The 24,947-nt window shown below is 39.4% G+C and carries 25 protein-coding genes; 15 read left to right on the top strand and 10 right to left on the bottom strand.

What is annotated here, in order from left to right; genetic code table 11:
• The first annotated feature begins 10 nt into the window (after positions 1 to 10).
• Positions 11 to 739 (top strand): VIT1/CCC1 transporter family protein, encoded by a 729-nt coding sequence (locus tag F3059_RS05905; protein ID WP_151167206.1) that lies wholly within the window; start codon positions 11 to 13, stop codon positions 737 to 739.
• Positions 740 to 806: 67 nt separating this feature from the next.
• On the opposite strand, the gene F3059_RS05900 is transcribed toward F3059_RS05905, so the two are convergent.
• Genes F3059_RS05900 through F3059_RS13665 form a run of 3 tightly spaced genes read right to left on the bottom strand, consistent with a single transcriptional unit; the run spans position 807 to position 2,001 of the window.
• Positions 807 to 1,301 carry a DUF1648 domain-containing protein gene (locus tag F3059_RS05900; protein ID WP_151167205.1) on the bottom strand — a complete coding sequence of 165 codons (495 nt, stop codon included), beginning with the start codon at positions 1,299 to 1,301 and terminating at the stop codon, positions 807 to 809.
• 20 nt (positions 1,302 to 1,321) lie between these two features.
• Positions 1,322 to 1,822: a hypothetical protein gene (locus F3059_RS05895; RefSeq protein ID WP_151167204.1), complete on the bottom strand. Its 501-nt coding sequence runs from the start codon at positions 1,820 to 1,822 to the stop codon at positions 1,322 to 1,324.
• 14 nt (positions 1,823 to 1,836) lie between these two features.
• A complete protein-coding gene (locus tag F3059_RS13665; RefSeq protein WP_170265066.1) occupies positions 1,837 to 2,001 on the bottom strand; it encodes a hypothetical protein in 165 nt (54 codons plus the stop codon).
• Positions 2,002 to 2,100: 99 nt separating this feature from the next.
• On the opposite strand from F3059_RS13665, the gene F3059_RS05890 reads away from it, so the two are divergent.
• From F3059_RS05890 to F3059_RS05880, 3 genes are read left to right on the top strand one after another with little or no spacing between them, the layout of a single operon-like run.
• Positions 2,101 to 2,478 carry a PadR family transcriptional regulator gene (locus F3059_RS05890; RefSeq protein ID WP_223274554.1) on the top strand — a complete coding sequence of 126 codons (378 nt, stop codon included), beginning with the start codon at positions 2,101 to 2,103 and terminating at the stop codon, positions 2,476 to 2,478.
• A 13-nt stretch (positions 2,479 to 2,491) separates the two neighbouring features.
• Entirely contained in the window at positions 2,492 to 2,911 is a 420-nt protein-coding gene (locus F3059_RS05885) for a hypothetical protein (protein WP_151167203.1), read from the top strand.
• Positions 2,912 to 2,913: 2 nt separating this feature from the next.
• Entirely contained in the window at positions 2,914 to 3,441 is a 528-nt protein-coding gene (locus F3059_RS05880; RefSeq protein WP_151167202.1) for a hypothetical protein, read from the top strand.
• Here F3059_RS05880 and F3059_RS05875 read toward each other — a convergent pair whose 3' ends face one another.
• The 5 genes from F3059_RS05875 to F3059_RS05855 all read right to left on the bottom strand — a co-directional run bounded on the left by F3059_RS05875 (position 3,442) and on the right by F3059_RS05855 (position 6,406).
• Positions 3,442 to 3,906 (bottom strand): MarR family winged helix-turn-helix transcriptional regulator, encoded by a 465-nt coding sequence (locus tag F3059_RS05875; RefSeq protein WP_151167201.1) that lies wholly within the window; start codon positions 3,904 to 3,906, stop codon positions 3,442 to 3,444.
• Between the two features lie 17 nt (positions 3,907 to 3,923).
• Positions 3,924 to 4,349, bottom strand: a complete 426-nt coding sequence (locus F3059_RS05870) for a DoxX family protein (protein WP_151167200.1) — start codon at positions 4,347 to 4,349, stop codon at positions 3,924 to 3,926.
• 83 nt (positions 4,350 to 4,432) lie between these two features.
• Positions 4,433 to 4,897: a hypothetical protein gene (locus F3059_RS05865; protein ID WP_223274553.1), complete on the bottom strand. Its 465-nt coding sequence runs from the start codon at positions 4,895 to 4,897 to the stop codon at positions 4,433 to 4,435.
• A gap of 124 nt (positions 4,898 to 5,021) precedes the next feature.
• A complete protein-coding gene (locus tag F3059_RS05860; protein ID WP_151167199.1) occupies positions 5,022 to 5,705 on the bottom strand; it encodes a YqiA/YcfP family alpha/beta fold hydrolase in 684 nt (227 codons plus the stop codon).
• 11 nt (positions 5,706 to 5,716) lie between these two features.
• Positions 5,717 to 6,406: a sulfotransferase family 2 domain-containing protein gene (locus F3059_RS05855; protein ID WP_151167198.1), complete on the bottom strand. Its 690-nt coding sequence runs from the start codon at positions 6,404 to 6,406 to the stop codon at positions 5,717 to 5,719.
• Between the two features lie 138 nt (positions 6,407 to 6,544).
• On the opposite strand from F3059_RS05855, the gene F3059_RS05850 reads away from it, so the two are divergent.
• A complete protein-coding gene (locus F3059_RS05850; protein ID WP_151167197.1) occupies positions 6,545 to 7,183 on the top strand; it encodes an outer membrane beta-barrel protein in 639 nt (212 codons plus the stop codon).
• 8 nt (positions 7,184 to 7,191) lie between these two features.
• Here F3059_RS05850 and F3059_RS05845 read toward each other — a convergent pair whose 3' ends face one another.
• Complete coding sequence (locus tag F3059_RS05845; RefSeq protein WP_151167196.1) at positions 7,192 to 10,500, bottom strand: LamG-like jellyroll fold domain-containing protein; 3,309 nt, start codon at positions 10,498 to 10,500, stop codon at positions 7,192 to 7,194.
• Between the two features lie 135 nt (positions 10,501 to 10,635).
• Between F3059_RS05845 and rlmD the strand changes: the two genes are divergently transcribed.
• From rlmD to uvrA, 5 genes are all read left to right on the top strand, one after another.
• Positions 10,636 to 12,099, top strand: a complete 1,464-nt coding sequence (rlmD, locus tag F3059_RS05840; protein ID WP_223274552.1) for a 23S rRNA (uracil(1939)-C(5))-methyltransferase RlmD — start codon at positions 10,636 to 10,638, stop codon at positions 12,097 to 12,099.
• A 6-nt stretch (positions 12,100 to 12,105) separates the two neighbouring features.
• A complete protein-coding gene (locus F3059_RS05835; RefSeq protein ID WP_151167195.1) occupies positions 12,106 to 12,702 on the top strand; it encodes a methyltransferase in 597 nt (198 codons plus the stop codon).
• A gap of 68 nt (positions 12,703 to 12,770) precedes the next feature.
• The gene (locus F3059_RS05830; protein ID WP_151167194.1) at positions 12,771 to 13,343 is read left to right on the top strand and encodes a hypothetical protein; all 573 of its coding nucleotides are present in this window, start codon (positions 12,771 to 12,773) and stop codon (positions 13,341 to 13,343) included.
• Entirely contained in the window at positions 13,343 to 14,038 is a 696-nt protein-coding gene (locus F3059_RS05825) for a DUF2490 domain-containing protein (RefSeq protein ID WP_151167193.1), read from the top strand. The genes F3059_RS05830 and F3059_RS05825 overlap by 1 nt, the downstream gene beginning before the upstream one ends.
• Positions 14,039 to 14,138: 100 nt before the next feature.
• A complete protein-coding gene (gene uvrA, locus F3059_RS05820; protein WP_223274551.1) occupies positions 14,139 to 16,991 on the top strand; it encodes an excinuclease ABC subunit UvrA in 2,853 nt (950 codons plus the stop codon).
• An 8-nt stretch (positions 16,992 to 16,999) separates the two neighbouring features.
• On the opposite strand, the gene F3059_RS05815 is transcribed toward uvrA, so the two are convergent.
• Positions 17,000 to 17,806, bottom strand: a complete 807-nt coding sequence (locus F3059_RS05815) for a hypothetical protein (RefSeq protein WP_151167192.1) — start codon at positions 17,804 to 17,806, stop codon at positions 17,000 to 17,002.
• Positions 17,807 to 17,949: 143 nt separating this feature from the next.
• Between F3059_RS05815 and F3059_RS05810 the strand changes: the two genes are divergently transcribed.
• The 5 genes from F3059_RS05810 (at position 17,950) to F3059_RS05790 (ending at position 24,903) form a co-directional block, all read left to right on the top strand.
• On the top strand, positions 17,950 to 18,417 hold the full coding sequence (locus tag F3059_RS05810; RefSeq protein ID WP_151167191.1) for an HYC_CC_PP family protein: 468 nt from the start codon (positions 17,950 to 17,952) through the stop codon (positions 18,415 to 18,417).
• 65 nt (positions 18,418 to 18,482) lie between these two features.
• The gene (locus F3059_RS05805; protein ID WP_151167190.1) at positions 18,483 to 18,836 is read left to right on the top strand and encodes a heavy-metal-associated domain-containing protein; all 354 of its coding nucleotides are present in this window, start codon (positions 18,483 to 18,485) and stop codon (positions 18,834 to 18,836) included.
• A 2-nt stretch (positions 18,837 to 18,838) separates the two neighbouring features.
• The gene (locus F3059_RS05800) at positions 18,839 to 21,082 is read left to right on the top strand and encodes a TonB-dependent receptor (protein ID WP_151167189.1); all 2,244 of its coding nucleotides are present in this window, start codon (positions 18,839 to 18,841) and stop codon (positions 21,080 to 21,082) included.
• 162 nt (positions 21,083 to 21,244) lie between these two features.
• Positions 21,245 to 23,635, top strand: coding sequence for a TonB-dependent receptor (locus F3059_RS05795; protein WP_151167188.1), 2,391 nt, complete (start codon positions 21,245 to 21,247; stop codon positions 23,633 to 23,635).
• A 14-nt stretch (positions 23,636 to 23,649) separates the two neighbouring features.
• Entirely contained in the window at positions 23,650 to 24,903 is a 1,254-nt protein-coding gene (locus F3059_RS05790; protein ID WP_151167187.1) for a DUF4374 domain-containing protein, read from the top strand.
• The last annotated feature ends 44 nt before the right edge of the window (positions 24,904 to 24,947 follow it).

The raw sequence follows: 24,947 nt of genomic DNA, 5'->3' as shown, positions 1-24,947 counted from the left end.
TTACGATTTGATGCAACATTCTGAACAATCTCTTCACGGACAGAGCGGACTACTCACCAGGTTTCAGGATTACCTGGGCGAGTTTGTGTACGGTGGTATTGACGGCTCTGTAACAACATTTGCTGTGGTAGCCGGTGCTTCAGGTGCCGGACTCGATAGCTCAGTAGTAATCATTTTAGGGTTTGCCAACCTCATTGCTGATGGTTTTTCAATGTCAGTTGGTAGTTACCTCAGCAATAAATCTGAAAAAGAAACTTACGAAAAGCACAAACAAATCGAGTATTGGGAAGTAGACCATATACCTCACAAAGAACGTGAAGAAGTAGAAGAAATTTACCGAGAAAAGGGCTTCAAAGGTGACTTACTCAAGCAAATCGTGGATCACATCACGGCAGATAAAGACCGCTGGGTCGATATTATGATGAAAGAAGAGCTGGAGTTGATAAAACCGTCAAAATCAGCAATAGCTATGGCTGTCATGACATTTGTTTCCTTCAATATTGTAGGGTTTATTCCGCTCGCAGTTTACCTATTAGATTATATAAATCCGGTTGAAAGTGATTTGTTTTTAATCTCATCTGTTTTAACTGGAGTTGCCTTTATTGCTATCGGGTGGTTAAAGAGTTATGTCAACGAAACTAATCGCTTGCGCAGTATTTTTGAAACACTACTGCTGGGTGCTAGTGCAGCGGTTCTCGCTTATGTTGCTGGGAATTATTTGGAAACTCTATTCGGTTAAATTTTTTGGTCAGATCCTCACCTGCCTCTTTACCCCAATTCAGCTAGATTCAGGCTCTGACCAATAATCATTGACTCTTCAACAGCTTCACCAGGAAGTAGCCAATGGGAATAAAAATCAACCCCAAAATAACCGGCATTAAAAATGGTCCTAACAATGTAAAACCATCAACTGATGCCCTTACTTTAACTGCCAGAATTAAAAAAATAACCACAATTGAAAACTTGAGCATTCTTATGAGCCGGGTTGCTAATGTGTACTGAATCTCAGCATTTTCTTCTGTAATCTCAGATGGGTAATTGAACAGATGCGGATAATTATTGAGAGCTGTGAGACCGAGGAAAAGAATTGAAGCAATTACCGGCAAAGACAATATAAATCCTTTCGATCCAAAATTATCTGGCTCTCCGCTAAAACTGAAATGAATAGGAATTTCGTCAGGTAAAGAGAAATACTGGTAAATAGAAAAAACCCAAATTACCAGTAATGCTAACCAACCTAAAACTTCAATCCACTTATCAAATGGTGATAATGACAGGTTAATTTGAGGTCTATCATTCATTTCTAACAACCTGAAAAAGACTAAGCATTATCTAAAACAAATTGACGCAGCTTATCTTTCTTTTTTAGTCTAATAAGCTTCTTTACTTTCCTGTTTTTATCAATGATATTCTCATTTTTTTGATAATACTCAATAACAGCTAATAAGCCTGCTTCGCTTCCGTCAACTATGCTTACGGGTTCGTCAGAATTCAGTGCTTTTTTGGTCCACCCACCCATATAAATAACCAGTAGCTCGGGTGACTTTTCTGCAAATGGAGCCACATCGAGATTGAGTTCTATTGTAACATCAGGTGTGCCGGCTATCCATTCGAGATAAAACTTACTGGCTCTATCTCTTTTTTCCGTTTCTTCATTGGGTGGAGTACTCATAAGCCAGTCGATACAATCGATTATTTCATCTTCATAGCGCTCATAATCTTCTCCTTTTTCAAGTTTATAATTCTCAGGAACTTCAAAAGATTGAGCAAATGAAATTGAAATAAAGCATGTTGTCAAAAGGGTAAGCAATAGCGATTTCATAATAAGGGATTGGTTTATTTACAAAATTTTCGCTGAACATATTTACCTACAAAATAGACAGCTAACATCGGGATAATAATGAATTCTACATATTTCTCAAGTATCCCAATTTCATTCATTGCAATGAGAAAAACGGTGATGACCAAAATCATCAATACATCTACATACTTTGACTTCATATCCTCAAATGTAATGAAAACTGAAAACTTTTGCTTCCATAAAATTTGGAAGAATAAAAAACCTTTTATTACATTTGTATTATTCAACTTGTTTAATACATGATGAGAACATCAATGAAACAAACAAACAAAACACAAGAACTCCTTAGTGCCTGGGAGGATACCTATAAGAAAGGACAGCTTACACTGTGGATATTTTTAGCATTGAAAGACGGAAAGAAATATGTAGATGAAATCCGTGAGTTTGTTCAGGAACAGTCTGAAGAAACAATGAGTTGTGAAAGCCAGAGCCTATATAGAAACCTCAGAAAATATCAACACGTTGGCGTTGTGGATTTCGAAACTCGTGAAGGAAACAAAGGTCCTGATCGCAAGTATTACTATCTCACCGATGTTGGATCTGAACTACTTGAAACATTCATTAAGAGAAATATCAATCTCTTTTTCAACGATAGAATTCAAAAACTCATAAAATAAGGAGGACATTAAAATGAAAGTATTTACAAAAAATCTCATCTACTTCATCATTAGCATGACAATACTCACCGTTATTTTCAGATATACACTAAGCTCAATGCTCGATGCCAAATTGTTTTGGGAGGTATGGATAATGGCTACAGCATATGGCTTAGGAGCATTTTTCCTAGGATGGTATTTTGGTAAAAAAGACGGTAATGACCTACCTCTGTACGATATAGGATTCAGATTTCATTTTGCAACGTACCTGATTTGTAACGTAATTGGTGAGTTGTGGCTCCTCTCCGATTTTCATTCTAAATATGAAAACATTTTCACAGTTCACCTCACTGCCCTCATTTGGGGAGCATTTTTAGCGATCCATTTTATCTTTTTCCTGATTTCAAGGAAGAAAGCTATCAATGGGATTAAAAAAACAGAAATTTTTGAATAATTATGAAATTAAAAATATCGCTGATACTCGTTTTAATTCCATTTACTTTAATCGGTCAAATTCGGGATACTAAACAAGTTAAATTCGGTTTTCAAATCAATCAATTTCAAGACGATTTTGGCCTTGGTATTCATGTAATTTCCCCTGAATTTAAAAACCTGAGCATATCCTTAAAAGCCAATACAAACTGGCTACAGGGAATCTCTCCTAAAACTGAAAACCAGAACTGGTATCATTATTACAATGGTCAGATCGCGATCAGGTACCGATCACCTATAAGTGAAAAAGTTGGTATTTACGCTGAAGGAGGTTTATTTGTAGCCGTTCCTAATCCCGATTTTAGTGATCAGGATTTCAGTCCGGGTGGATTTGGTCTATTTGGATTTGAATTTTTTATTGGAACGGGGAAGCGTGTTCCTTCCTACTTCATTGAGCTTGGCGGAATTGGAAGTGGTTCAACTGCCGAGAAACTTCCATCAAAACCAATTTATGCTAATGGCTTTTTGATCGCAACCGGATTCAGATTTTAATCAAGTTATATTTTCTGCTTTTTGCCTTACCTCAGGTAACAATTGATCGAGAGTTTTTTTGAAATGGACGATATCCTCCCTGCTCAAATTGCTACTACTCAAGCTATCCACAATTTGCTGAGGAATACAAACAGCTTTATCTCGTATGCTCCACCCCTTTTCTGTTAAAATGACTTCAACAACGCGCTCATCCTCATCAGATCGCTTCCTGATCAAAATTCCTTTTTTCTCCATTCGTTTGAGAAGCGGAGTTAGCGTGTTAGATTCGAGAAACAGAATTTCGCTTATGGCTCTGACCGTCAATTGCTCATTTTCCCAAAGGGATAATAAAACCAAATACTGCGGATATGTGATATCAAGCTCTTTTAACAGCGGAGTATAGAGCTTTGTGATAAATCGAGAAGTAGCGTAAAGCGGGAAGCATATTTGATTCCCGAGTTTTAATGAATCGTACTTATCTCCCATTTCAATTTCGTTTCAAATTACTTCTTTTTAGATCTGTTGATCAAATATTTTAGAGCTCCAGATGACCAAAGAGCCCAGAGTATAAGAGCCGGTTGAAAGAATAACCTGATGAATCGCTTTCTATCTGTATCGAGACCAAAAGCATCAATTTCGTTCATGTATTGAGCGATGTTTCCCGGAAAAATGAGAACATAAAAAATCGCTAAAGCCAGACCAACCTGAACTTTGTACTTTGACAAAAAGATCATTCCCGCTCCGAGCAAAATTTCTACTATCCCAGAAAGAATGACGACTAAATCTTTACTCAATGGTACCCAATTAGGAACCTGAGCCTGAAACTCTGCCCGTTGAAATGTCATGTGTCCTATCCCGGCATACATCATTGCCAGCCCCAGCAATATCCTGAAAATCAGTTGAGCCTTAGTTGTATTAATGTTATTCATATTTTAATCGTTTACGTTTTAATCGTGCACGATACAAATGTAAATAAAATATTGACGCTATTAATTGACACGTAAAATAACATTTATGAAAAGATCTCGATATCGAGTTGACGACCTTCCTGAAGTGCTCTTTTATCCATACTTGCACCTACAGCAATACCAACAGCCATACCAATTGGCAATCCTACTCCAAGGTAAGCCATGCTTCCAAAAGAAGTACCAAAAACTACTCCAATGGGCATCCCAAAAACTGACATTCCAAGAGCAAGCCATAATTTGCGGTAATAGTTTTGTGGTACCAGTTTGGCTTGCTTTTCAACGAGTCTCACAATTTTGGATCTCACCTTGACGAGCTTATTTTTATAACCTCTTTTCGTCCCGATAAACTGATTTAATTCATCGATTGAAGAATTTATTGAATTCACGACTTCTTCATCTAAATCACGGCTATTGATAAGATTGAGGTAATCCTGAAAATTGTCAATACGCTTTTCAAGCTTTTCATCACCTTCAAATTCACCCTTAATGGTCAGATCCCTGATTTCCATCTCGATAGATTGTTTAATTCGCTCATCGAATTTAATAAAATAGAAATAAAACAAACCTCTAATTTTATAAGTGGTTGAGACTATTGATTATTGGTTTTGAAAGAATGTTCAACTCTATGGTGAACTATAGACTGCCCTCAATAATGCGCTTTAACTCACCTCTATCGCGAAGTGTTTTTACCAGCGTGTGACCACCTTCCAAAACTTTAATTGTACTCACACCATTCAGGAGTTTTAGTCTCTCAGCATGGATTTTATCAAGCCTGTCTGAAGATGAGAAATAAATCAGAATACTTGATTTGTAAGATTGATTTTGTTTCAGGTAAGCTTTGAGATCGAAATACTCCTTATGAGATTGTTCGCAATTATGTACGTTTTTCATTTGCTCTTTCCATCGTTTGTCACGATAAATAAAACGGTAGAATGGATCGATAAACGATTGGGGTGCAAACGCAATGATATGATGTACATCAATTAAAGTACCGAGTAAGATAGCAGCATATCCTCCCATCGAATTCCCTAAAAAGAGCACTTTTTTGTAATCGTTCTTTTCAATTAGTTCTTCTAAATAGGACTTAATTTTATCAAAAGAGTTCAGCTCATTATCAACACCTTTTTGATACCATGCTTGATGATGATCACGAATCAATATTTTATCGCATTCAATGTTAGAAATCGTATTAAAAAACTCGAAAACAGGAACCCCAACACCCTGATTTACACCACCAAACGTCACTAGTAATTTATCAGAACCGGATAAGTCTTCATAAATTCCTGCATCAGTATTTTTTACAGTTTCATAGCTCATCGAGTTTCCAGTTAGGTAGCGTAGTTGAATAAATCGATTTCTTTAAAAAACTCTTTCTTCACCCATTCGATTTGATCATTGTTGAGCACCTTGCTATAATGATCACGATTCTTACGTACGTGACCTTTAGCTTTTCTTTGGGGGAGTTTTAATTCTTCATCAAGTTTTAGTTTTGAACTAATATCAAGCATAGCTTCTTTAAGGTTTTCATAATTGTAAACCTTATCGACTACAATTTCATCATTGATCGTGTAAAGGTCATATCCCGCTATACCTTTTGCTTTACCAGAGTCGATAAACTCCTGAATAGAACTGTAGTCGTTGTTTGTGTTCGTCCAAAAGTAATAAGAGATCAACTTGTCAAATGGATTGCGTTCAAATGTGAACTTGTAATAATCATTCCATTGGTCCTCTGTTACATATTGCTTTATCTTTTTAGCGGGCATATGATTGTAGAATGAAGGCAGTCTAAGAATTTTCAATGAATTCAAGAAATCTTTAAAGCTCCATTTAGAAAATGGTATTCGGTAATTTTGACAAGATCTAACCCCTATTTCTTTCCTGTATTCCTCATCAACTGGTTCTATTGGAGTTATAACATCGTTTGGTCCGCAAATTTTAGAAAGAGCAATTTCAATACTTGTGCCGGCAGTTTTTTCGGTCTTGATAAAAATAAACCTGTGCTTGTGAGAAATGATCATGAATCCGTTTTGATAAATGGCAAATATATTGAACGCATCCTAGTCTTTCATGTTTTTGAATAATTTGGATTAGATGTTAATAATTATTTTTAAAAAACATAGATCACCAGGGTGGTATTTATTCTAAAAAAGTGATATTTGGCTTTATCTAAACTAAAAATATTCTACACTATGAAAAGTTTCAATATTTTCTTCATTTCTCTTATGCTCTTTACTCTGTCTTCAATAACAGCAAACGCTCAAATTAGGCTTGGGGGTGGTTTCATGTCAGGAGTAGCATTAGGTGACTTCAGTAACACGTACAGTATTGGTTTTGGTGGTAATGTTTCAGCAAAATATATGGTAAAGGAAAACATCAGTGTTGGTCTAAAGTATGAAAGAATGGGATACATTGCTGAACAGCCAGATTTTACTGGGATAAATACAACTCCTCCACAAATTGATCCTTTAACAATGAACAACATATATCTTACAGGTAGCTACCACTTAATGCCTAATGAAGATATCAATATCTACGCTGGTTTGAATATTGGAGTCAACCTAATTAGACAATATATAGTTTATTCAGGACCATTTCTTGCTCCACAGTCACAAGTAGTTAAAAATAATGAGTTTACAATAGTCCCAAAAATAGGTGGCGACTACATGGTATCAGAAGAAATTGGAGTTGAGTTTAGTGCCGGGTATGCAATAGCAGGCGACTTTCAATATATTCCAGTCAGCTTAGGAGTGATTTATTTATTAGATGAGAAATATATTTTAGACATGATCAAATAGTTTGAGATTTACCTCAATATCATCAAATCCCCTTCTTTGGTTCCTGAGTTCCCGTTGACATCGGTATACTCTATAATCCAGAAGTAGGTTCCGTCAGATGCTTTATAAGCATCCCACATAATTGTTGTGAAATCGCTTTCAAACATTTTTTCACCCCACCTATTGTAGATGACAGTATTCATTGATCGAATACCTCTAACTTTCTTTGGGGTAAATACATCATTGATCATATCGTTATTGGGGGTTATAACGTTTGGCAATTCTAGTACTACTTCAGGTTCTGAAAGTAATGTATCACAATTGATCGTATCAACTTCAACTGTATCTCTCCCAACACATCCCTGATCGCGAACCTGAACCCAATAAGATCCGGGCTCTGAAACAAAGTAAGTTGTGGCTGTTGAATTATCAGGCCATAAATAAGATCCATATGAATCTAATGTATTGAGGTAAATGCCACTTCCTCTACAAAATGCAGTATCTGGCCCTAGGTTTGGATTGACAGATAACTGGTCAACTACAATTGTATCAGTTGATGAGCATACAGCACCCTGAATTTCAACCCAGTACATTCCGGGCTCACTAACGGTGTAAACAGAGTCAGTTGAATTATCCTGCCACAAGTAAGCTGAGTTTGGATACTGCAAAGTAAACGTCAAACTTGAATCCGCACAAATTGTAGTGTCATTACTGAGGAATGGATTTAAATTGAATTCCTGTACCTGAATTGTGTCACTTTCCTTGCATCCGAGAGAATCGACCTCAACCCAGTAGATACCAGATTGAGAAACTGAAAATAACGTATCTGTTGAGTTGTCCTGCCAAATATGACTCAGTCCGGGGTATCCTGTGGTCAGATCCAAACTCGAATCGGCACAAATCGTTGTATCATTTCCTAGAGAAATGCTGAAATCGATCTCTTCAATTTCTACAGTATCATAAGCTAAACAGTTGTTAACCTGCACTTCAACCCAATACGTCCCACCCTGATCTGCAAGGTAAGTAGAGTCTGTGGAATTATCCTGCCAAATAAATGACGCATCCTCAAATGGAGCACTCAATAAAATACTCGAGTCTAAACACAAGGTGGTATCATTTCCGAGAAATGAGTCAAAATCAAAAACATCCACATTAATGGTATCGCTGGAAACACAGTTGTTACCTGTCACTTCAACCCAATAAGTCCCTGGCTGATTTACTAAGAATGTAGAATCCGTAGAGTTATCCTGCCACAAATGTCCGGCAGTTGGATATTGTGTTTCGAGTAAAAGACTTGAATCCGGGCATATTGTAGTGTCATTTCCTAAATAGGGATTGAAGTTGTATTCTGAAACCGAGATCGTATCTGATTGCGAACAGCCTCCTAGCGAAACACTCACCCAATAAATACCTGACTGATTAACGGTCAGAACCGAATCTGTAGAGTTATCATTCCAGAGATAATTTGCTCCGGTATGTTGAACATTTAAAACAATGCTATCATCAGGACAAATAGTAGTATCGTTACCTAAGTCAGGGTTGAGAGAAACTTCAGTTACATCAACTGTATCACTTGCAACACAGCTCCCTGCTGTTACCTCTACCCAATACGTCCCACTTTGTTGAGCTGTAAACACAGAGTCAGTTGAGCCATTTTGCCATAAGTAAGTAGCACCTGGAAAAGCAGCGTTTAGTGTGATACTATCTCCCTGGCAAAAGCTAGTATCATTGGGGAAGTTTGGTTGAGGATCGAGGACTGTAACATTTATTGTATCGCTATCTAAACAACCATTTTTCGAAACTTCTACCCAATAAGTGCCTCCTTGTGTTACTGTAAAAATAGAGTCAGTTGTATTATCCTGCCATAAATATGTAGCTCCCTGGTTAAAAGCATTGAGATCAAAACTAGAACCAATACATATAGCGGTATCATTACCGAGGGACGGATCAATGATAGTTTCAGAAACATTGATAGTATCACTAACCGTACAACCGTTAAGCGTAATTTCAACCCAGTAAATACCACCCTGCGTAACTGTAAAGGTAGAATCTGTAGAATTGTCCTGCCATAAATATGTAGCTCCGGGAAATGAAGCACTCAAATCAAAACTATCGCCCTGGCAAATTGTAGTGTCACTACCCAAAAAATTAGTTAGCGTCAATAATGGGCTCGTATCTATGATGAACTCTGCACGATAGTCATAACCAACTGTGCTCTGATTTGAAAGATTAAACTCACAGTTTGCCGGAGGTGTAGTTAATAATTGCCAACTCGTATCAGCATTATCATTTCTGGAGTGAATTTGATCACAGTTAGTACAACCATGCCAACTGTAATCATATGAAACATCAAAAGTTCCGCTGATATCTGTTAAGAATACACCGTAATAATTACCGAGCGGACTACCGATTCCGACTGTATCATTCGGCAGAGTATCAACCTTGTAAATATGAACACCATCAGCATTAGAGTTGATATTATCGACTGTTAACTCATCTCCTATACCAGTATTAAGAATAGTTGTCGTAGTTGATAAGTTTGCTGAATAAGTATGTGTACTCGTATCACCGATTGGCGCTCCGGAAAAAACCCAATTACTATTAGTCATGTTATTCAATGTACCATCATAGTTGTTCTGACTATTATCGATCAATGTATTTCCCGATCCACTATCAAAATTCCAGTAAGCCCGCAAGCCAGGCTCATTTCCAGATAATGAAGAACACATATTATCACGGATTTCCTGTTGCGTTCTGGATACATCCCATAGTCTTACCTCATCGATCTCACCTTCAAAATACCTATTCTGATTCAAGTTCCCCCACTTTCCGATCGAGACATTATCAGAAGATGAGCCTGTTTGAGTGCCAATGGGAGCTGTAGAAGGATTTGTATTCTGCTGCAAAACTCCGTTGATATACATTTTCATCCCTGATGTAGCATCAATCGAAACACTAACATGGTACCAGTGATTAGCCTGCCAGTTGTTTTGATCTGAAGCGATATCATAGGAAGTTGAGCCAATTCTTCTAACAAAAACCAACCTTCCTGCATTGCTTCCCCAACCTGATGGGTGGAAAGCTAAACCAAACTCGTCAGTACTTGCTCCATTACCATTATCAAAATCCCTTACAACTAAACAGGATGGATTAGGAAGTGAAGAAGTAATATTGATGGCTGGCTTAAACCAAACTTCAATTGTTCTGCAATTGTTAGCTACCTGATTCCCAATATTCACGTAGTCATCATTGCCATCAAAAACCAGTGCATTACCACTTCCCTGTGAAAGTATTATTTTGGAAATGAAAAAGAATAAAATAAAAAACCTTGTAGACATTGAGCAGTTAAAAGATTATTTCCCCATTGAACTTTATTTCAATACAAACTTAACTTTTTAATCGGATTGTAAATGTAGGTTGTTAATACCCTATGAACTCTTAACTAAATTCTACTTTTGCCAAAATTTATTGATTTGGCACAGGAAAACATCTCCATAAAAGACCTCAAAAAAGGTCGCTATTTCACTTTTCACATTGAGGACATGGCTTTTGGCGGAAAAGGCATTGCTCGTATCCCTACTGAGAATGGAAACTACACAGTGTTTGTAGCAAACTCAATTCCGGGACAAACGGTCAGAGCCAAGGTCGTGAAACGCAAAAAGAATTACGCTCAATGCAAACTCGCTGAGGTCCTCGAGCGATCTTCAAATGAAGTGGAAACACCCTATCAGTCTATTCCGGGAGCTCCTTTTGCCAACTGGCCCTTAGCAGAGCAACACGCTCATAAAAAAAATTCCACATTTGAACTCTACAAACGAATAGGCGAACAGGAAAACCTCGAGTCAAAGTTCGATGAGTTCATTCCGTCACCGCGCGACTGGCATTACCGCAACAAAATGGAATACAGTTTTTCGCAAGTGATTTGGGATACTGAGAAAAACGAAAACTACAACGACTTTGGTCTTGGGTTCAAACATCGCGGACAATGGCTCAGCGTTGAAAACATGAATGCTGATTCCGGTCTGTTCGATGCCGATGTTGAAAATCAGTTCGGTGAATTGCGCGAATATTTGAAAAGCACTGGTCTACCCGCCTGGCATCCTGCTCGTCACAAAGGGTTTTATCGTTACATCAATATAAGAAAGAGTTTTAGTGAAGATAAACTACTCTTCAACCTCACGACTTCATCTTCTCATCTTGAGGAATTTGACAAAGAGAGTTTCGTTTCAAAGCTGATTGAATTATTTGGAAAAGATCGCCTGGCCGGAATCATGCATACGATCCACGACAGCCTGGGAGACAGAGCTTTTGACAAAGACGCAGAAACACACTTGCTCTACGGGAAATCGATTATTCATGAAAACCTCCTCGATTTGGAGTTTGAAATGAGTATCAACAGCTTTTTTCAACCCAACCCGGCTGCTGCACAAAAGCTCTATCAAAAAGCCGTTGACTACGCTCTTTCCGGCTCTGACCGAAACGATGAAGAAGTAATTCTCGACCTCTTTTGCGGTACAGGAACTATTGGTCAAATCCTCGCTCATCAAAGCAATGGTGCAAAATCAATCATTGGTGTAGACATCGTGGAAAGTGCAATTGAAAATGCGCGAAAGAATGCTGAGCTCAACAAGTTGAAAAACCTGAAGTTTTTTGCTGCTGATGTGGGCAAGTTTTTACTCGAATATCCGGAATACAAAAACAACATTAAAACGCTTGTTTTAGATCCGCCAAGATCAGGAATTGCACCAAAAACGCTCAAGCGAGTTATACAACTGGATGCAAAAAGAATCGTTTATATATCGTGCAACCCGGCAACTCAGGCTCGGGATTTTGTCCATCTAAACGAAAGTGGCTATATTCTGCAAAAGTTTAGTGTAGTGGATCAGTTTCCACACACAGCACACGTTGAAACAGTTAGCTTGTTTGAGAAAGAGTAAAAGATCATGAAAGAAACGAGATTTGGGAAGAAGTTTTGGGAAAGTAAATGGAAAAACGGTGAAACCGGATGGGATATTGGTGAAGTTTCTCCTCCGCTCAAGCTTTATATTGATCAATTAAAGAATTATAAACAGCACATCTTAATTCCCGGTTGCGGACAGTGTTACGAAGCGGCTTATCTTCATCAAAAAGGTTTTACAAACGTCCACACACTAGACCTATCAACAATAGCACTTGAAAAGTTTAAAGAAGCTAACCCAAACTTCCCCAAAGAGTATGTTCACAATGAAGATTTTTTCGATCACAAAGGAGAATATGATTTAATACTGGAACAAACTTTCTTTTGTGCGCTTGAACCTGCTCAACGAAAAGACTATGTCCATAAAATGTACTCCCTTCTAAAACCCGGTGGAAAACTTGTTGGACTACTATTTGACGATCCACTATCAAAAGACCGTCCACCTTTTGGAGGTTCTAAAACAGAATACCTCAACTATTTCAGTCACAAACTAAAAGTGGATCTGATGGAAACTGCTCACAATTCTATTTTGCCCAGGAGAGGCAGGGAATTGTTTTTCATTTGCACCAAACCTGTTGATTAGTCATGTAAATTCCGGTTAAATCAACTGCACATTTTATGTGATTGAAAAAGCCATACTACTTTTGCAACATGAAATCTCTGTTAGTTGCATTGATCAGTTTTATTCCAATTTTGAGTCTGGCTCAGGAAAAAATTGAGCGTGAAAAGCGCATAAAATCAAATGAAGTACCATCCAAAGCAATCGAATGGATGGATGATGCTTACGAAGATCTCGAAAACCAAATCAAATGGTACTTTGAAGAAACATCTGGCAGTTACAGCTATGAAGCAAAGGTGAAATTCATGGACGATCTTCACAGTGTTGAGTTTGATACGCTCGGAAATATCCAGGATATCGAGATCATTAAAGAATGGGATGAACTTCTACCGGGAGTGAAAGAAAACCTTCAAAACTACTTCCAATCGAATTTCAAAAAATTCAAAATCCGCAAAATTCAAATCCAATACACAGGAGACGAAGATGACCTTGAAGATTTGATTGATGAAAACGAGTTTGAAGATCTCACAATCCGTTACGAGATCAAATTCTACGGCAAAACAGAGCAGGACAAAAAAATTTGGGAAGCCCTTTTTGATGATGAAGGTAAATACATCCAAAAAAGAGAAGTAATCCTCAACACATCTAACAACCTCAACTTTTAATGCGGACCTTTTTATTTTCCATATTTCTGTTCATCAACCTGTTCAGTTTTGGTCAGAACCCAACCTCCATCTTCGGTTTTTTCCCTGAAGCGCAACTTAGTTACAAAACAGCTAACGAGTTCAAGATCAGCACAAAAATCGAATCACAGCAAGGTATAATAAACACTTCGCCAGATATGAATCCCCACTATAATTATTACCACAACCAAACAGATTTCCAGGGATTTATTGGAAAGTCTATCAACCCGTTTGTTTCGGTTACAATAGGATATCAATACCGCATTGACCCTCAATCAAACAACAGTAACCGCTCAATTCAACAAATTTCGTTTGTACAGCCGTTAACAGGAATCAAACTCGGTCATCGAATTAGAACCGATCAAACTTTTGCCGCTGAAGAAAACCCCGAATTTCGCGGTAGATATCGCCTCTCAGCTGAAATCCCGTTATCAGGCCAATCGCTGGATCCGACCGAATTCTATTGCATATTATCAGATGAAGGAATCATCAGTCATCAAAATGACGACACCGGTTTTGAAAACAGATTCGTATTAGGTGTTGGTAAATTACTCACTAAGCATCAAAAGGTGCAAGTGGCTATAGACTACCGCACTGATAAGTTTTCAGCTCAATCCATAAGGCATAGAACGTGGATTAAATTTGGCTGGTTTGCCAGTTTTTCAGCAAAAAAATAAACTGCTTTTCAACTAATTTCCAGATCAGTTAGCGAAATTCTACTCAAACACTTTTTAAGAGGCGTGAACAATTTACCTTTGCAGCCTTTTAGAATTGAATATGAAAGAGATTGATCCGGAAATGAAGATTGCGATTAACGAGGAAGAAACACTTGAGGTGTATGGCGCCCGTGCTCACAATCTCCGAGACATAAACGTCACCATACCGCGCGAAAAGCTCGTTGTGATTACCGGTCTGTCAGGATCTGGTAAGTCGAGCCTCGCTTTTGATACCATTTACGCTGAAGGACAAAGACGCTACATCGAGAGCTTTTCATCCTATGCCCGTCAGTTTTTGGGTAAAATGGAGCGTCCTGATGTGGACAAAATAACCGGTTTGGCTCCGGTCATCTCAATCGAACAAAAGACGGTTAACAGGAGTCCACGTTCTACGGTCGGAACCATAACCGAAATCTACGACTTCATGCGTCTCCTTTTTGCCAGAGCCGGAGAAGCTTTCTCTTACAAGACGGGAGAAAAAATGGTGAAGTACACTGATGAGCAGATTTTGGATCTGATCATGGACGATTACAACCAAAAACGTGTGCTTGTTTTAGCTCCTGTAGTGCGAGGCCGAAAAGGACATTACCGTGAACTCTTTGAAAATATTGCTAAGCGCGGGTATTTACGCGTTCGCGTGGATGGCGAAGTAAAAGAGATCACTCACGGGATGAAACTCGATCGCTACAAAGTTCACGATATCGAAATTGTTGTCGATCGCATTAAAGTTGAAAACGATACGCGCAAGCGAATTGGCGACAGCGTGAAAACGGCAATGAAACAAGGTGGCGGACTCATCTCGCTCATGGATCACGAAAGTGGTGATGTGAAACATTATTCGCGCAACCTGATGTGTCCCACAACCGGTATTTCTTATGACGACCCCGCTCCTAACCTCTTCTCTTTCAACTCACCTTACGGAGCCTGCAAAAAATGTAACGGCCTTGGTGATGTGAGCGAAGTAGATCTCGATAAAATCATTCCGGATAAAAAAATCTCGATCAAGCGTGGCGGAATTGCTCCACTCGGAGAAGAAAAGAACACATGGATTTTCAAGCAGATTGCGCTAATCGGGAAGAAATACGGTTTTAAACTTTCAGATCCGATCAATAAAATCCCGGAAGAAGCGCTCGAAGCAGTCCTCTACGGAACCGATGAGCAATTCACTTACAAAGATGATTATGTTGGCATCAGCAAAAATGTCACGATCAAGTTTGAAGGTGTTGTCAACTGGATTGTGCAGCAATACAACGACAAACCAACGAAAGCATTTGAGCGCTGGGCGCAGGGCTTCATGAATAAAGTCCCCTGCCCTTCGTGCAAAGGTGCCCGACTCAAAAAGCAGGCTTTACACTTTAAGATTGACGATAAAAATATCGCTGACCTGGCTCAGCTCGACATCATTCAACTGAAAGAATGGTTCAGTGATGTTGAGTCACGCATGAGCGAAACCCAAAAAATCATTGCTAAAGAGGTTTTAAAGGAAATCCGTTCACGTATTGATTTTCTACTGGATGTTGGGCTCAATTACCTCACGCTTCACCGTAGCTCCAAATCACTTTCTGGTGGTGAGGCACAGCGAATCAGGCTAGCAACACAAATTGGAAGTCAGCTCGTTGGTGTGCTCTACATCCTCGATGAGCCGAGTATCGGTTTGCATCAACGCGACAACCACAGACTCATCGAAGCGCTTAAAGAATTACGAGATGTAGGGAACTCCGTTATTGTGGTGGAGCACGATAAAGACATGATTCTCGAAGCTGACCACGTTGTGGATATCGGTCCGCATGCTGGTGTGCACGGTGGAAAGATCGTAGCTGAAGGAACACCTGATCAAATCAAACAGGCCGATTCTCTCACTGCCGATTACCTACAGGGCCGCAAGGAAATTCCGGTTCCGACCGAAAGGAGAAAAGGAAACGGCAAGGCGATTGAAATAAAAGGTGCTAAAGGCCACAACCTCAAGAATGTTGATATCTCGATTCCGCTTGGACAATTCATTTGCGTGACTGGTGTTTCAGGAAGTGGAAAATCGACTCTTATCAATGAAACGCTTTATCCTTATTTCAGTCAGAACCTCTACAACTCGAGCCGCAGACCTCTTGAGCACGACAAAATTACTGGCCTCGAACATATTGACAAAGTGATTGATATCGATCAATCGCCAATTGGCCGTACACCGAGATCAAACCCGGCAACTTACACCGGAGTTTTCAGCGATATTCGCCAGCTTTTCGCCAACTTACCCGAAGCGAAAATCAGGGGTTACAAACCGGGAAGATTCTCATTCAACGTAAAAGGTGGCCGATGCGAAACCTGCCAGGGTGCGGGACTAAAAACCATCGAGATGAACTTCCTCCCCGATGTTTATGTGGAGTGTGAAACTTGTCGAGGAAAACGCTATAACCGCGAAACACTCGAAGTTCGCTACAAGGGAAAATCGATTAGTGACGTGCTGGAAATGACGATTGACGATGCGATGCCGTTTTTCGATAAGATTCCGCAAATCAGGCAAAAAATTGAAACGCTACAAGATGTGGGGCTCGGTTACATTACACTCGGGCAGGCGAGCACTACACTATCCGGAGGTGAAGCGCAACGAGTGAAATTGGCTACTGAGCTATCGAAAAAGAACACCGGAAATACGTTCTACATTTTGGATGAGCCCACAACAGGATTGCATTTTGAGGACATCCGTATTTTGCTGGATGTGTTGAATAGTCTGGTTGAAAAAGGGAATACGGTTCTAGTTATCGAGCACAACATGGACATCATCAAAGTTGCTGATCACATTATTGACGTAGGACCTGAAGGTGGCGTAAGCGGAGGCCAAATCGTTGCCACAGGTTCGCCTGAGGAAATCGCTAAACTCGATTACTCTTACACCGGCATGTTTTTGAAGAACGAGCTCTGACCATAAAATCAAAGCTTTATTCTGAACCCCAGGTAAGCATCTCTTCGCATAGAGCTGTTTGGGTTGTCTCCCCTATTGATGATATCAGTGAACGAGAAGCCTGCATAAAAGCCATAGGAACTGATGATTTCAACATTGTTATTCAGAAAAAACGGATTTGGATAATCGTCATTTTGGTTCTCGAAATCTTCAGGTGTCACTCTACCAAACGGAATGGATAACGACCCGAAGTATTCCAACTGAATACCACTGGTAATCATGTAGTTCATGCGAATTGATGGACCAGTTGCAAAATAATAGCCATTGGGTTCTATTCGTGTTTTGTTTGATATACGATCATACTGAGAGTTTTCATCTTTTACATATGAAGAATGCAAAAAGAAATCATTGAGGTTGAGTCCGCCCGCTGCTGAAAACCTTCCCGGCTTAGTCACATTCCAAACCCACGACCACCAACCGAATAATCCGGTACTGATATGACTCGATTCTGAAACATAAATCGAAGCATCTCCTTTTCTGTAATTAGCGTAGTAATTGATAATATCACCAAACATTTTGTGTTCCCAGTATCTGCTTGACTTCCATTGCTCATAGGTAATCTTTCTTGATTCAAGTTTAACCGTCCAGCCGCTTCTTTTATGAGCATCAGGATTGGGAGCTTCATCATTTGAAATCCATGTATGGTTTAATCCTAAGCCAATATAAGTTTGATCTGTATAAGAATCTCTGAACCACCCCAGGTCATTGACACTTTGAGCCATAGACCCCATCACAAAAACGGACAAAAATAGAGTTAATATTGTACAGTGTTTCATTGCTTTTTGAAAACAAATCTATTTCCGCAATAACTGATTTTCAATACGGTATTTACCGTAATTCAAACCATCCTTTTTGTTAAAAAACCGTCATAAAGGAGTAGAACTTGACATTTTAACCCGTATTGCGTTAATTTTGTAATATGCTAAAGTTGAAGTCGGCATTTATTTCAATATTATCACTTGTTGTCATTGCAAGTAGTTTTTCGTTTACCATCGAAAGACACTTTTGCTCTGGAAAGCATGTAGATAGTGCCATTTTCACTGAGGCATCCTGCGAGGTTCACCAATCAAACTGCAACAATTGCCACAAAGCTGAGAAGCCCAAAAAAGGCTGTCAACATCACGATCACGATAAAAAGAAATCTAACTCTGGATGTTGTGAACGTGAAATCACTTCTGTAATTGGCAATGACTACCAAATCACAATTCCTGAAATCATCAACATCAAAAAAGTTGAGCAGATTCAGGATGATTTTTTCGCTTATTCACCTGTTATTGGTCAGAACCTCAACCAGCTGAAATTTGGTGGTTATGCTAAAATCTTTCATTACCTCCGGCCCAATCTACGGCTAGATAGGTATGTCTTATTTGAAAGTTACCTGTTGTAGAAAATGTTGTTCAACTACGCTACTTTCCTCCTGCATTTATATTCGAAACAACAAAATTGAACAACATGTTAAAGACATATTTAATAGGTATTGTAACTGTATTTTTCTTCATACTCTCTAATGAGGCTGAGGCCCAAAACAACCGGATTGATACTGCAAAATTCTTTGTTGATGGTGTTTGTGATATGTGCAAAGACCGCATTGAAAATGCTGCATATCAAAGAGGTGTGAAATTTGTCGAATGGGACAAAAACAAAAGAGAAATCACAGTCATTTACAAGACAAAAAGAACATCAGTAGAGCGAATCAAGATGAACATCCTCGCTGCCGGTCACGATGCGGGCGATCAAAAAGCAAAAAAAGAGGATTACATGTCAATTGATGAGTGCTGTCGATATCGAGAACTCGAAACTCATTAATTATGGCACGTAGTATATTATTGATCTTCATGAGCTTTAGCTTGTGGAGTACAATAGCTCATGCGCAGAAAAATCAAGTGAGCGGAACCGTACTGGGGCTTGAAGATGATGATTCTAAATCGCCAATCCCCGGAGCAACAGTGGTTTGGAAAGGAACGACAATTGGTGCTCTGACCGATGAAAACGGAAAATTCAAACTTGAGAAAGTTGAAGAAACTGACGAGCTGATAATTAGCGCTTTTCAATTTGTCACCGATACTTTTACCATATCGCAGAGTATTGGAAACCAGTTTGTTTTATCTCGTACTGTAACCCTCAAGGAGTTTGAGGTTAGTTCTAAAGAACAATCCACGAAAATCGATTACATGAACCCGATCAAAGTGGAAAAAATGGGTGAAGATGAACTGATGAAAGCAGCTTGTTGCAACCTCTCTGAAAGTTTTGAAACGAGTCCAAGTGTAGATGTTTCTTTCAGCGATGCCGTAACAGGAACCCGACAAATTGAGATGTTAGGACTCGCAGGTCCAAACACGCAAATCATGCGTGAAAATATGCCCAATGTTCGCGGGTTATCAGCTCTCTACGGACTCACTTTTACTCCCGGAACATGGATAAAAAGCATTCAGCTCAATAAAGGCACAGGATCAGTTGTAAACGGTTACGAGAGTATTGCAGGACAAATCAATACAGAGTTGCGTAAACCAGAATCCACTCATAGACTATATCTCAACCTTTATGCAAATGAGGGTTCCAGGTTTGAAGCTAATGCTCACTCAGGTATCCGTATTACAGATTCACTCAGCACAGCAATTTTGGTACATGCCAAAACCAACCAAAATCGTTTTGATCGCAATGATGATAACTTCCTCGATATGCCGGTTGGAGAATTATACACTGTAGCCAACCGCTGGAAATACAGGCCTAACGAAGCCTGGGTAATGCAGGCCGGCATTAAGGGAACAATGAAAGAAAGTACATCAGGACAGGAAAGCTTTAATCGCAGTGAGCACAAAGGTGGAGAATCAGTTTGGGGCATGGCACTCGACATTAAACGACTCGATGGCTGGTACAAGCTAGGCTATATCAATCCAAATCGAAAACAACAATCAATTGCACTGCAGTTGAGCGGTGCCATTCACGAACAGCGAAGCTATTTTGGTAAAAGACGTTATGATGCCGATCAAAAAAGCGGATATGCCAACTTTATTTATCAGGACTTCCTCGGCAACACCAATCACAAACTCAGAGCCGGAGCCAGCCTGATGTACGATTACTACGATGAAGTACTGAATGATCGCATTTATGAACGTGAAGAGATTATACCTGGAGTTTACTCAGAATACACATTTACCCAATCTGATCAACTGAGTCTGGTATTTGGTTTACGAGCCGATCACCACAACCAGTTTGGATTCTTTGCTACACCTCGTTTTCACTCGAGATGGGCAATTACCGACAAAACAATACTAAGAGCCAGTGCCGGTCGTGGTCAGCGACATCCCGCAATTTTTGCTGAGCACAACGGCTTGTTAGCATCAAACAGAGAGTTTGTGATTGAAACTGACGGAGATCCAGACAATACTTTGTACGGGTTAAAACCAGAGGTTGCCTGGAATTATGGACTCAGCCTTACCCAGGACTTCACACTCGATTACCGCGATGGTTACTTCTCAGTCGATTTGTACCGTACAGATTTCATCAATCAAATCGTAGTTGATTTTGATAGAAGTCCGCAACAAGCCGTATTTTACAACCTAGATGGTAAGTCCTACTCCAACAGCTTTCAGGCACTCGCTTCTTACGAAGTTGTTCGAAGGCTAAGTGCTAAAATAGCCTATCGCTTTTTCGATGTCAAAACCACATACAGTGGCGAGTTACGTCAAAAACCACTTGTAGCAAGGCATCGTGCATTTTTGAACCTGGAATATGAAACACCATCGTTGTGGTCCTTTGATGCTACAGTCAACAGAATAGGGCAAAAAAGGTTACCCATCACGAGTTCCAACCCACAGGAATACCAGCTGGATGAAAAGAGTTCATCTTACTGGACAGTCAACACGCAAATCAGTAAAACATGGAAAGATTTCGATTTTTACGTTGGAGCCGAAAACCTTCTCAACTACAGGCAACCAAACCCAATATTGGCAAGTGATGAACCATTTGGCGATTACTTTGATGCCTCTATGGTTTGGGGACCTGTTTTTGGTCGCATAGCCTACATCGGCTTTCGATATAAACTGAAATAGAAATAAATGCCCCCCTTCGGAACTAGTTTTTCGAAGGGGGGCATTTATACCTAAAAGTAGGTATTTTTCAGTTTTATGTATACTTATTCTAAATAATCGTTGTTCAAGTGACGACCCGGAATTATTTTCGCGCTCTCTTAATTTAGATTAAGTCTAAAGAAAATGCTCCGGACCTTTTTTCAGCCAAACAAATTCCTTTATTTAATACTACTCCCCTTTATTATAGTAAGTTGTATTAACGGTTTTGGTCAGAACCGAAACAGAGTCACTATTTCAGGGAAAGTGGTTGATAAGAAAAATAATCCAATTCCTGGGCTTTCAATTTACATTAAAGGTCTTAACAAAGGTGATGTCTCAAATGCAAACGGACAATACAAAATAGAGAATATCATTTCTGATACAGCTTTTCACCTCACTATTAGCGGTATTGGTTACCAAACACAGTCTAAAGAAGTTAAGCCCGGAGGATCAACGGATCTGACCGTGAACTTTGAGATGAAAAAAGGTCAGTATAACCTTTCAGAGTTCAATGTTGTGGGTAAATCAAATGCTGAAGAGCTCCGTGAAACGGGATACAATGTAAATGTGCTGGAAACTAAAGAGCTCAAAAACTTGTCAACTGATATCAACCAGGTGTTACAAACAACATCAGGTGTGAATATTCGACAGGCAGGCGGATTGGGATCTGGATTTAAGCTTTCTCTCAACGGATTGTCCGGTAACCAGGTTCGCTACTTTATCGATGGCATCCCAATGGAGAGTTTTGGGTCATCACTCAGCCTTAACAACTACCCTGTCAACCTAATCGACAACATTGAAGTTTATAAAGGTGTGGTTCCTATCTCTCTTGGCGCTGATGCTCTTGGTGGAGCTATTAATATCACATCAGCTTATCGCAAAAAGTCTTTTTTAGATGTTGGTTATACTGTTGGTTCTTTCAATACACACAGAGGATCAATAAATGGACAATACGCTAATAAAGAAAAAGGTTACTTCGCCAGGGTGACTTCTTTCATCAATTACTCTGACAATAATTTTAAAATGTACGATGTTCCACTCTACGATCTCGAATTAGGAAATTATGAGGGTGACATTGATGTGAGAAGAAAACACTCTGAATATTCATCTGGAATGGTAAAGGCAGAAGTGGGATTGTTCGACAAAAAATTTGCTGATCGAATTTCATTGAGCTTCACAAAATCACTCAACCGCAAAAACTATCAACACCCCGACAACAACATCAAGCGAGTTTTTGGTCACTTCCATTCCAGAAACAACACAACATTGTTATCTGCTACATACGAAAAACGTTTTGGCAAACTCGCAATAACGGCCTATGCCTTAGGTGGTCAAATCATTGAGGAAGTAATCGACACGAGTTCTTATAAGTACAATTGGGCCGGAGAATCCATAAGAAGAGATGAAGACGACCAGCGAGGCGAACTATACGATCGCAGGAGTTGGCTCGAAATAACGGATAAGGTTTTTAGAAGCAGTGCTCAGGCTGTTTACACTATTGATCAAAACCATGAGCTGGCAGCCAGTTACAGCCAAAACTACACTACTCGCTCCGGTACAGATTATGTCGATGAATTCAGCACATCATTTCAGTCGCCCAGTTACATAAACAAAACAATTTTAGGTGGCTCATACACCTACAAACCAAACTCTAAGCGTTGGGAAGTTTCAGTATTTGCCAAAGAGTATCTTTACAATGGAAACATTGTCACAACCGATTCACAGGATGAGGAAGTCGAAGAAAACATCGACCTGAGCAACACAGGTTACGGATTCACTTCGCGCTACTTTGCAGGAGAACATTTCCAGTTTAAAGCTTCATTTGAGAGAGCTCTAAGGTTGCCTGAAAGTCATGAAATCCTTGGAGATGGAATCTACGTAAACCCTAACCCTCAGTTATTACCTGAAAACAGCTACAATGGAAACCTGGGATTAAGGTTCCGAACATCTATCGCTGAAAACTGGGATTTTCGGTCAGATCTCAACACTTTCATCCGTTCCTCAAACGACTTCATCCGGTTCCGACCAATGGGGCCTTTTGGTCAATACGAAAACATCAGCAATGTACGATCTACCGGAATAGAAGGTGGTTTTGAAATCCGTTACAACAGCTTTGCATCACTCAATGCAAATGCTACATATCAAAACATCACTGACCAAACTAAAAAAGACGAAGGATTGGAAAATGTAAATTACAACAGTAAAATTCCTAATGTTCCTTATTTCTTTGCCAATGCTCGCTTCGGCATCAAACCCTTTCACAAAGAGACTGACGGAAACCTCAGTTTTTACTGGAGCACTCGCTATGTTCATGAATTTTTTCTCACCTGGGAAAATTTAGGAAGTGCTGAAAGCAAACACGTAATCCCTTCTCAATTAACTCATGACCTTGAAGCTGAATACAGTTTAAAAGATGGTAAATACAACTTCAGTTTATCGGTGAATAACCTGACGAATAATATTGTGTACGACAACTTTAGAATTCAAAAACCAGGAAGAGCAATTTATTTTAAAATCAGATACTTATTACAATAGCAAAATCAACAACTATGTTTATTAACAATCAGAGCAAACTGAGAAAAATCAGCAGCATTTTATTTGTTGCAGCATTAACAACAGGCTTTACAGCTTGTGACAAAGATGATGACGATGATCCAACTCCAACGACAAAATCATCATCAGGTATTACAATGTCTTTCAAGACAACAGGTGGTGATGAGTCTGAATTCATCATATCCAAGGAGAATATCATGGAAGGTGAAATATCTGCTGAAGGAACAGGTATTGAGCAAACAGGATGGCGTTTTTACTACCCTGTAGGAAAAACACTTTTCGCATCAGGTTACAGTGAAGATAATCAGTGTGCCGGTTATGCAAGTAACGCAAATGGACAGATCGAAAAGAAAGGCGAATTTATTTTCGATAATGCGCTTGAAATGTTCGGGAAATCTGATGATGAAGAAACGCTTCTCGCAATGGAAATTCCACGTGCAGGATTTGGAGACAAAAAACTCTTCTTCATCGATGTAAACACAGTTCAGGTAAAGCGTATCGTTGGAACAAAAATATTCCAGTCTACATCTGATTCACTTGTTGCGTGGCCTTCTGCACTCCAGGTAAGAGGTGATAAACTGTTTGTTCCATTTCACAAGCTCGATGCGAATGGTTACTTTACAACACCGAGAGCTGACACTGCTTTTGTTGCTGTTTATAACTATCCAAATGTTGGTGAACAACCTGAAAAGATAATTACAGACACACGCACCTCTAACATCGGTGTTAATGGTGCAACAAGTGGTATGATTGAAGCAGATAACGGAGATATCTACTCATTCTCCTGTGGAGCTGAGATGGCTGGCTTCGCTCCTGCTTCAACGAAACCATCAGGAATTTTGAGAATTAACAATGGTTCAACTGAATTTGACCCCAACTACTTTTTCAATGTTGAAGAAGCTACAAATGGCGGCAAAATCTTTTGGTTTGAGTATTTAGAAAATGGAAAAGCAATCGCTCGTATTCTAACGCATGACAATGGCGGTGCATGGGCAGCATTTGGCCGTGATGTGTTCAACCAAAAACTCGTTATTCTCGATCTTGAAGCACAAACAGTAACAGATGTAACGAATGTCCCACTTCACGCAAAGCGTTACAGTTCTCCTGTACTCGTTGAAGATGGTAAAGTTTATGTAAGTGTTGAAACTGCCAGCGAAGCTCACGTTTACCAGGTTGACATTGCAACAGCTACTGGTACAAAAGGAGCTAAAATCAACGGTAAAACAATCAAAGGATTTTACAAGCTTTAATCTCTATCAATTCAATTTTAGATAATATGTCGGGAGTTGGAAGT

It is taken from the genome of Salibacter halophilus (genome assembly GCF_008806325.1).
Taxonomy (GTDB): domain Bacteria; phylum Bacteroidota; class Bacteroidia; order Flavobacteriales_G; family Salibacteraceae; genus Salibacter; species Salibacter halophilus.
Note: the sequence above shows the minus strand (reverse complement) of the source record. Positions and strands in the feature narration are given on the sequence as shown.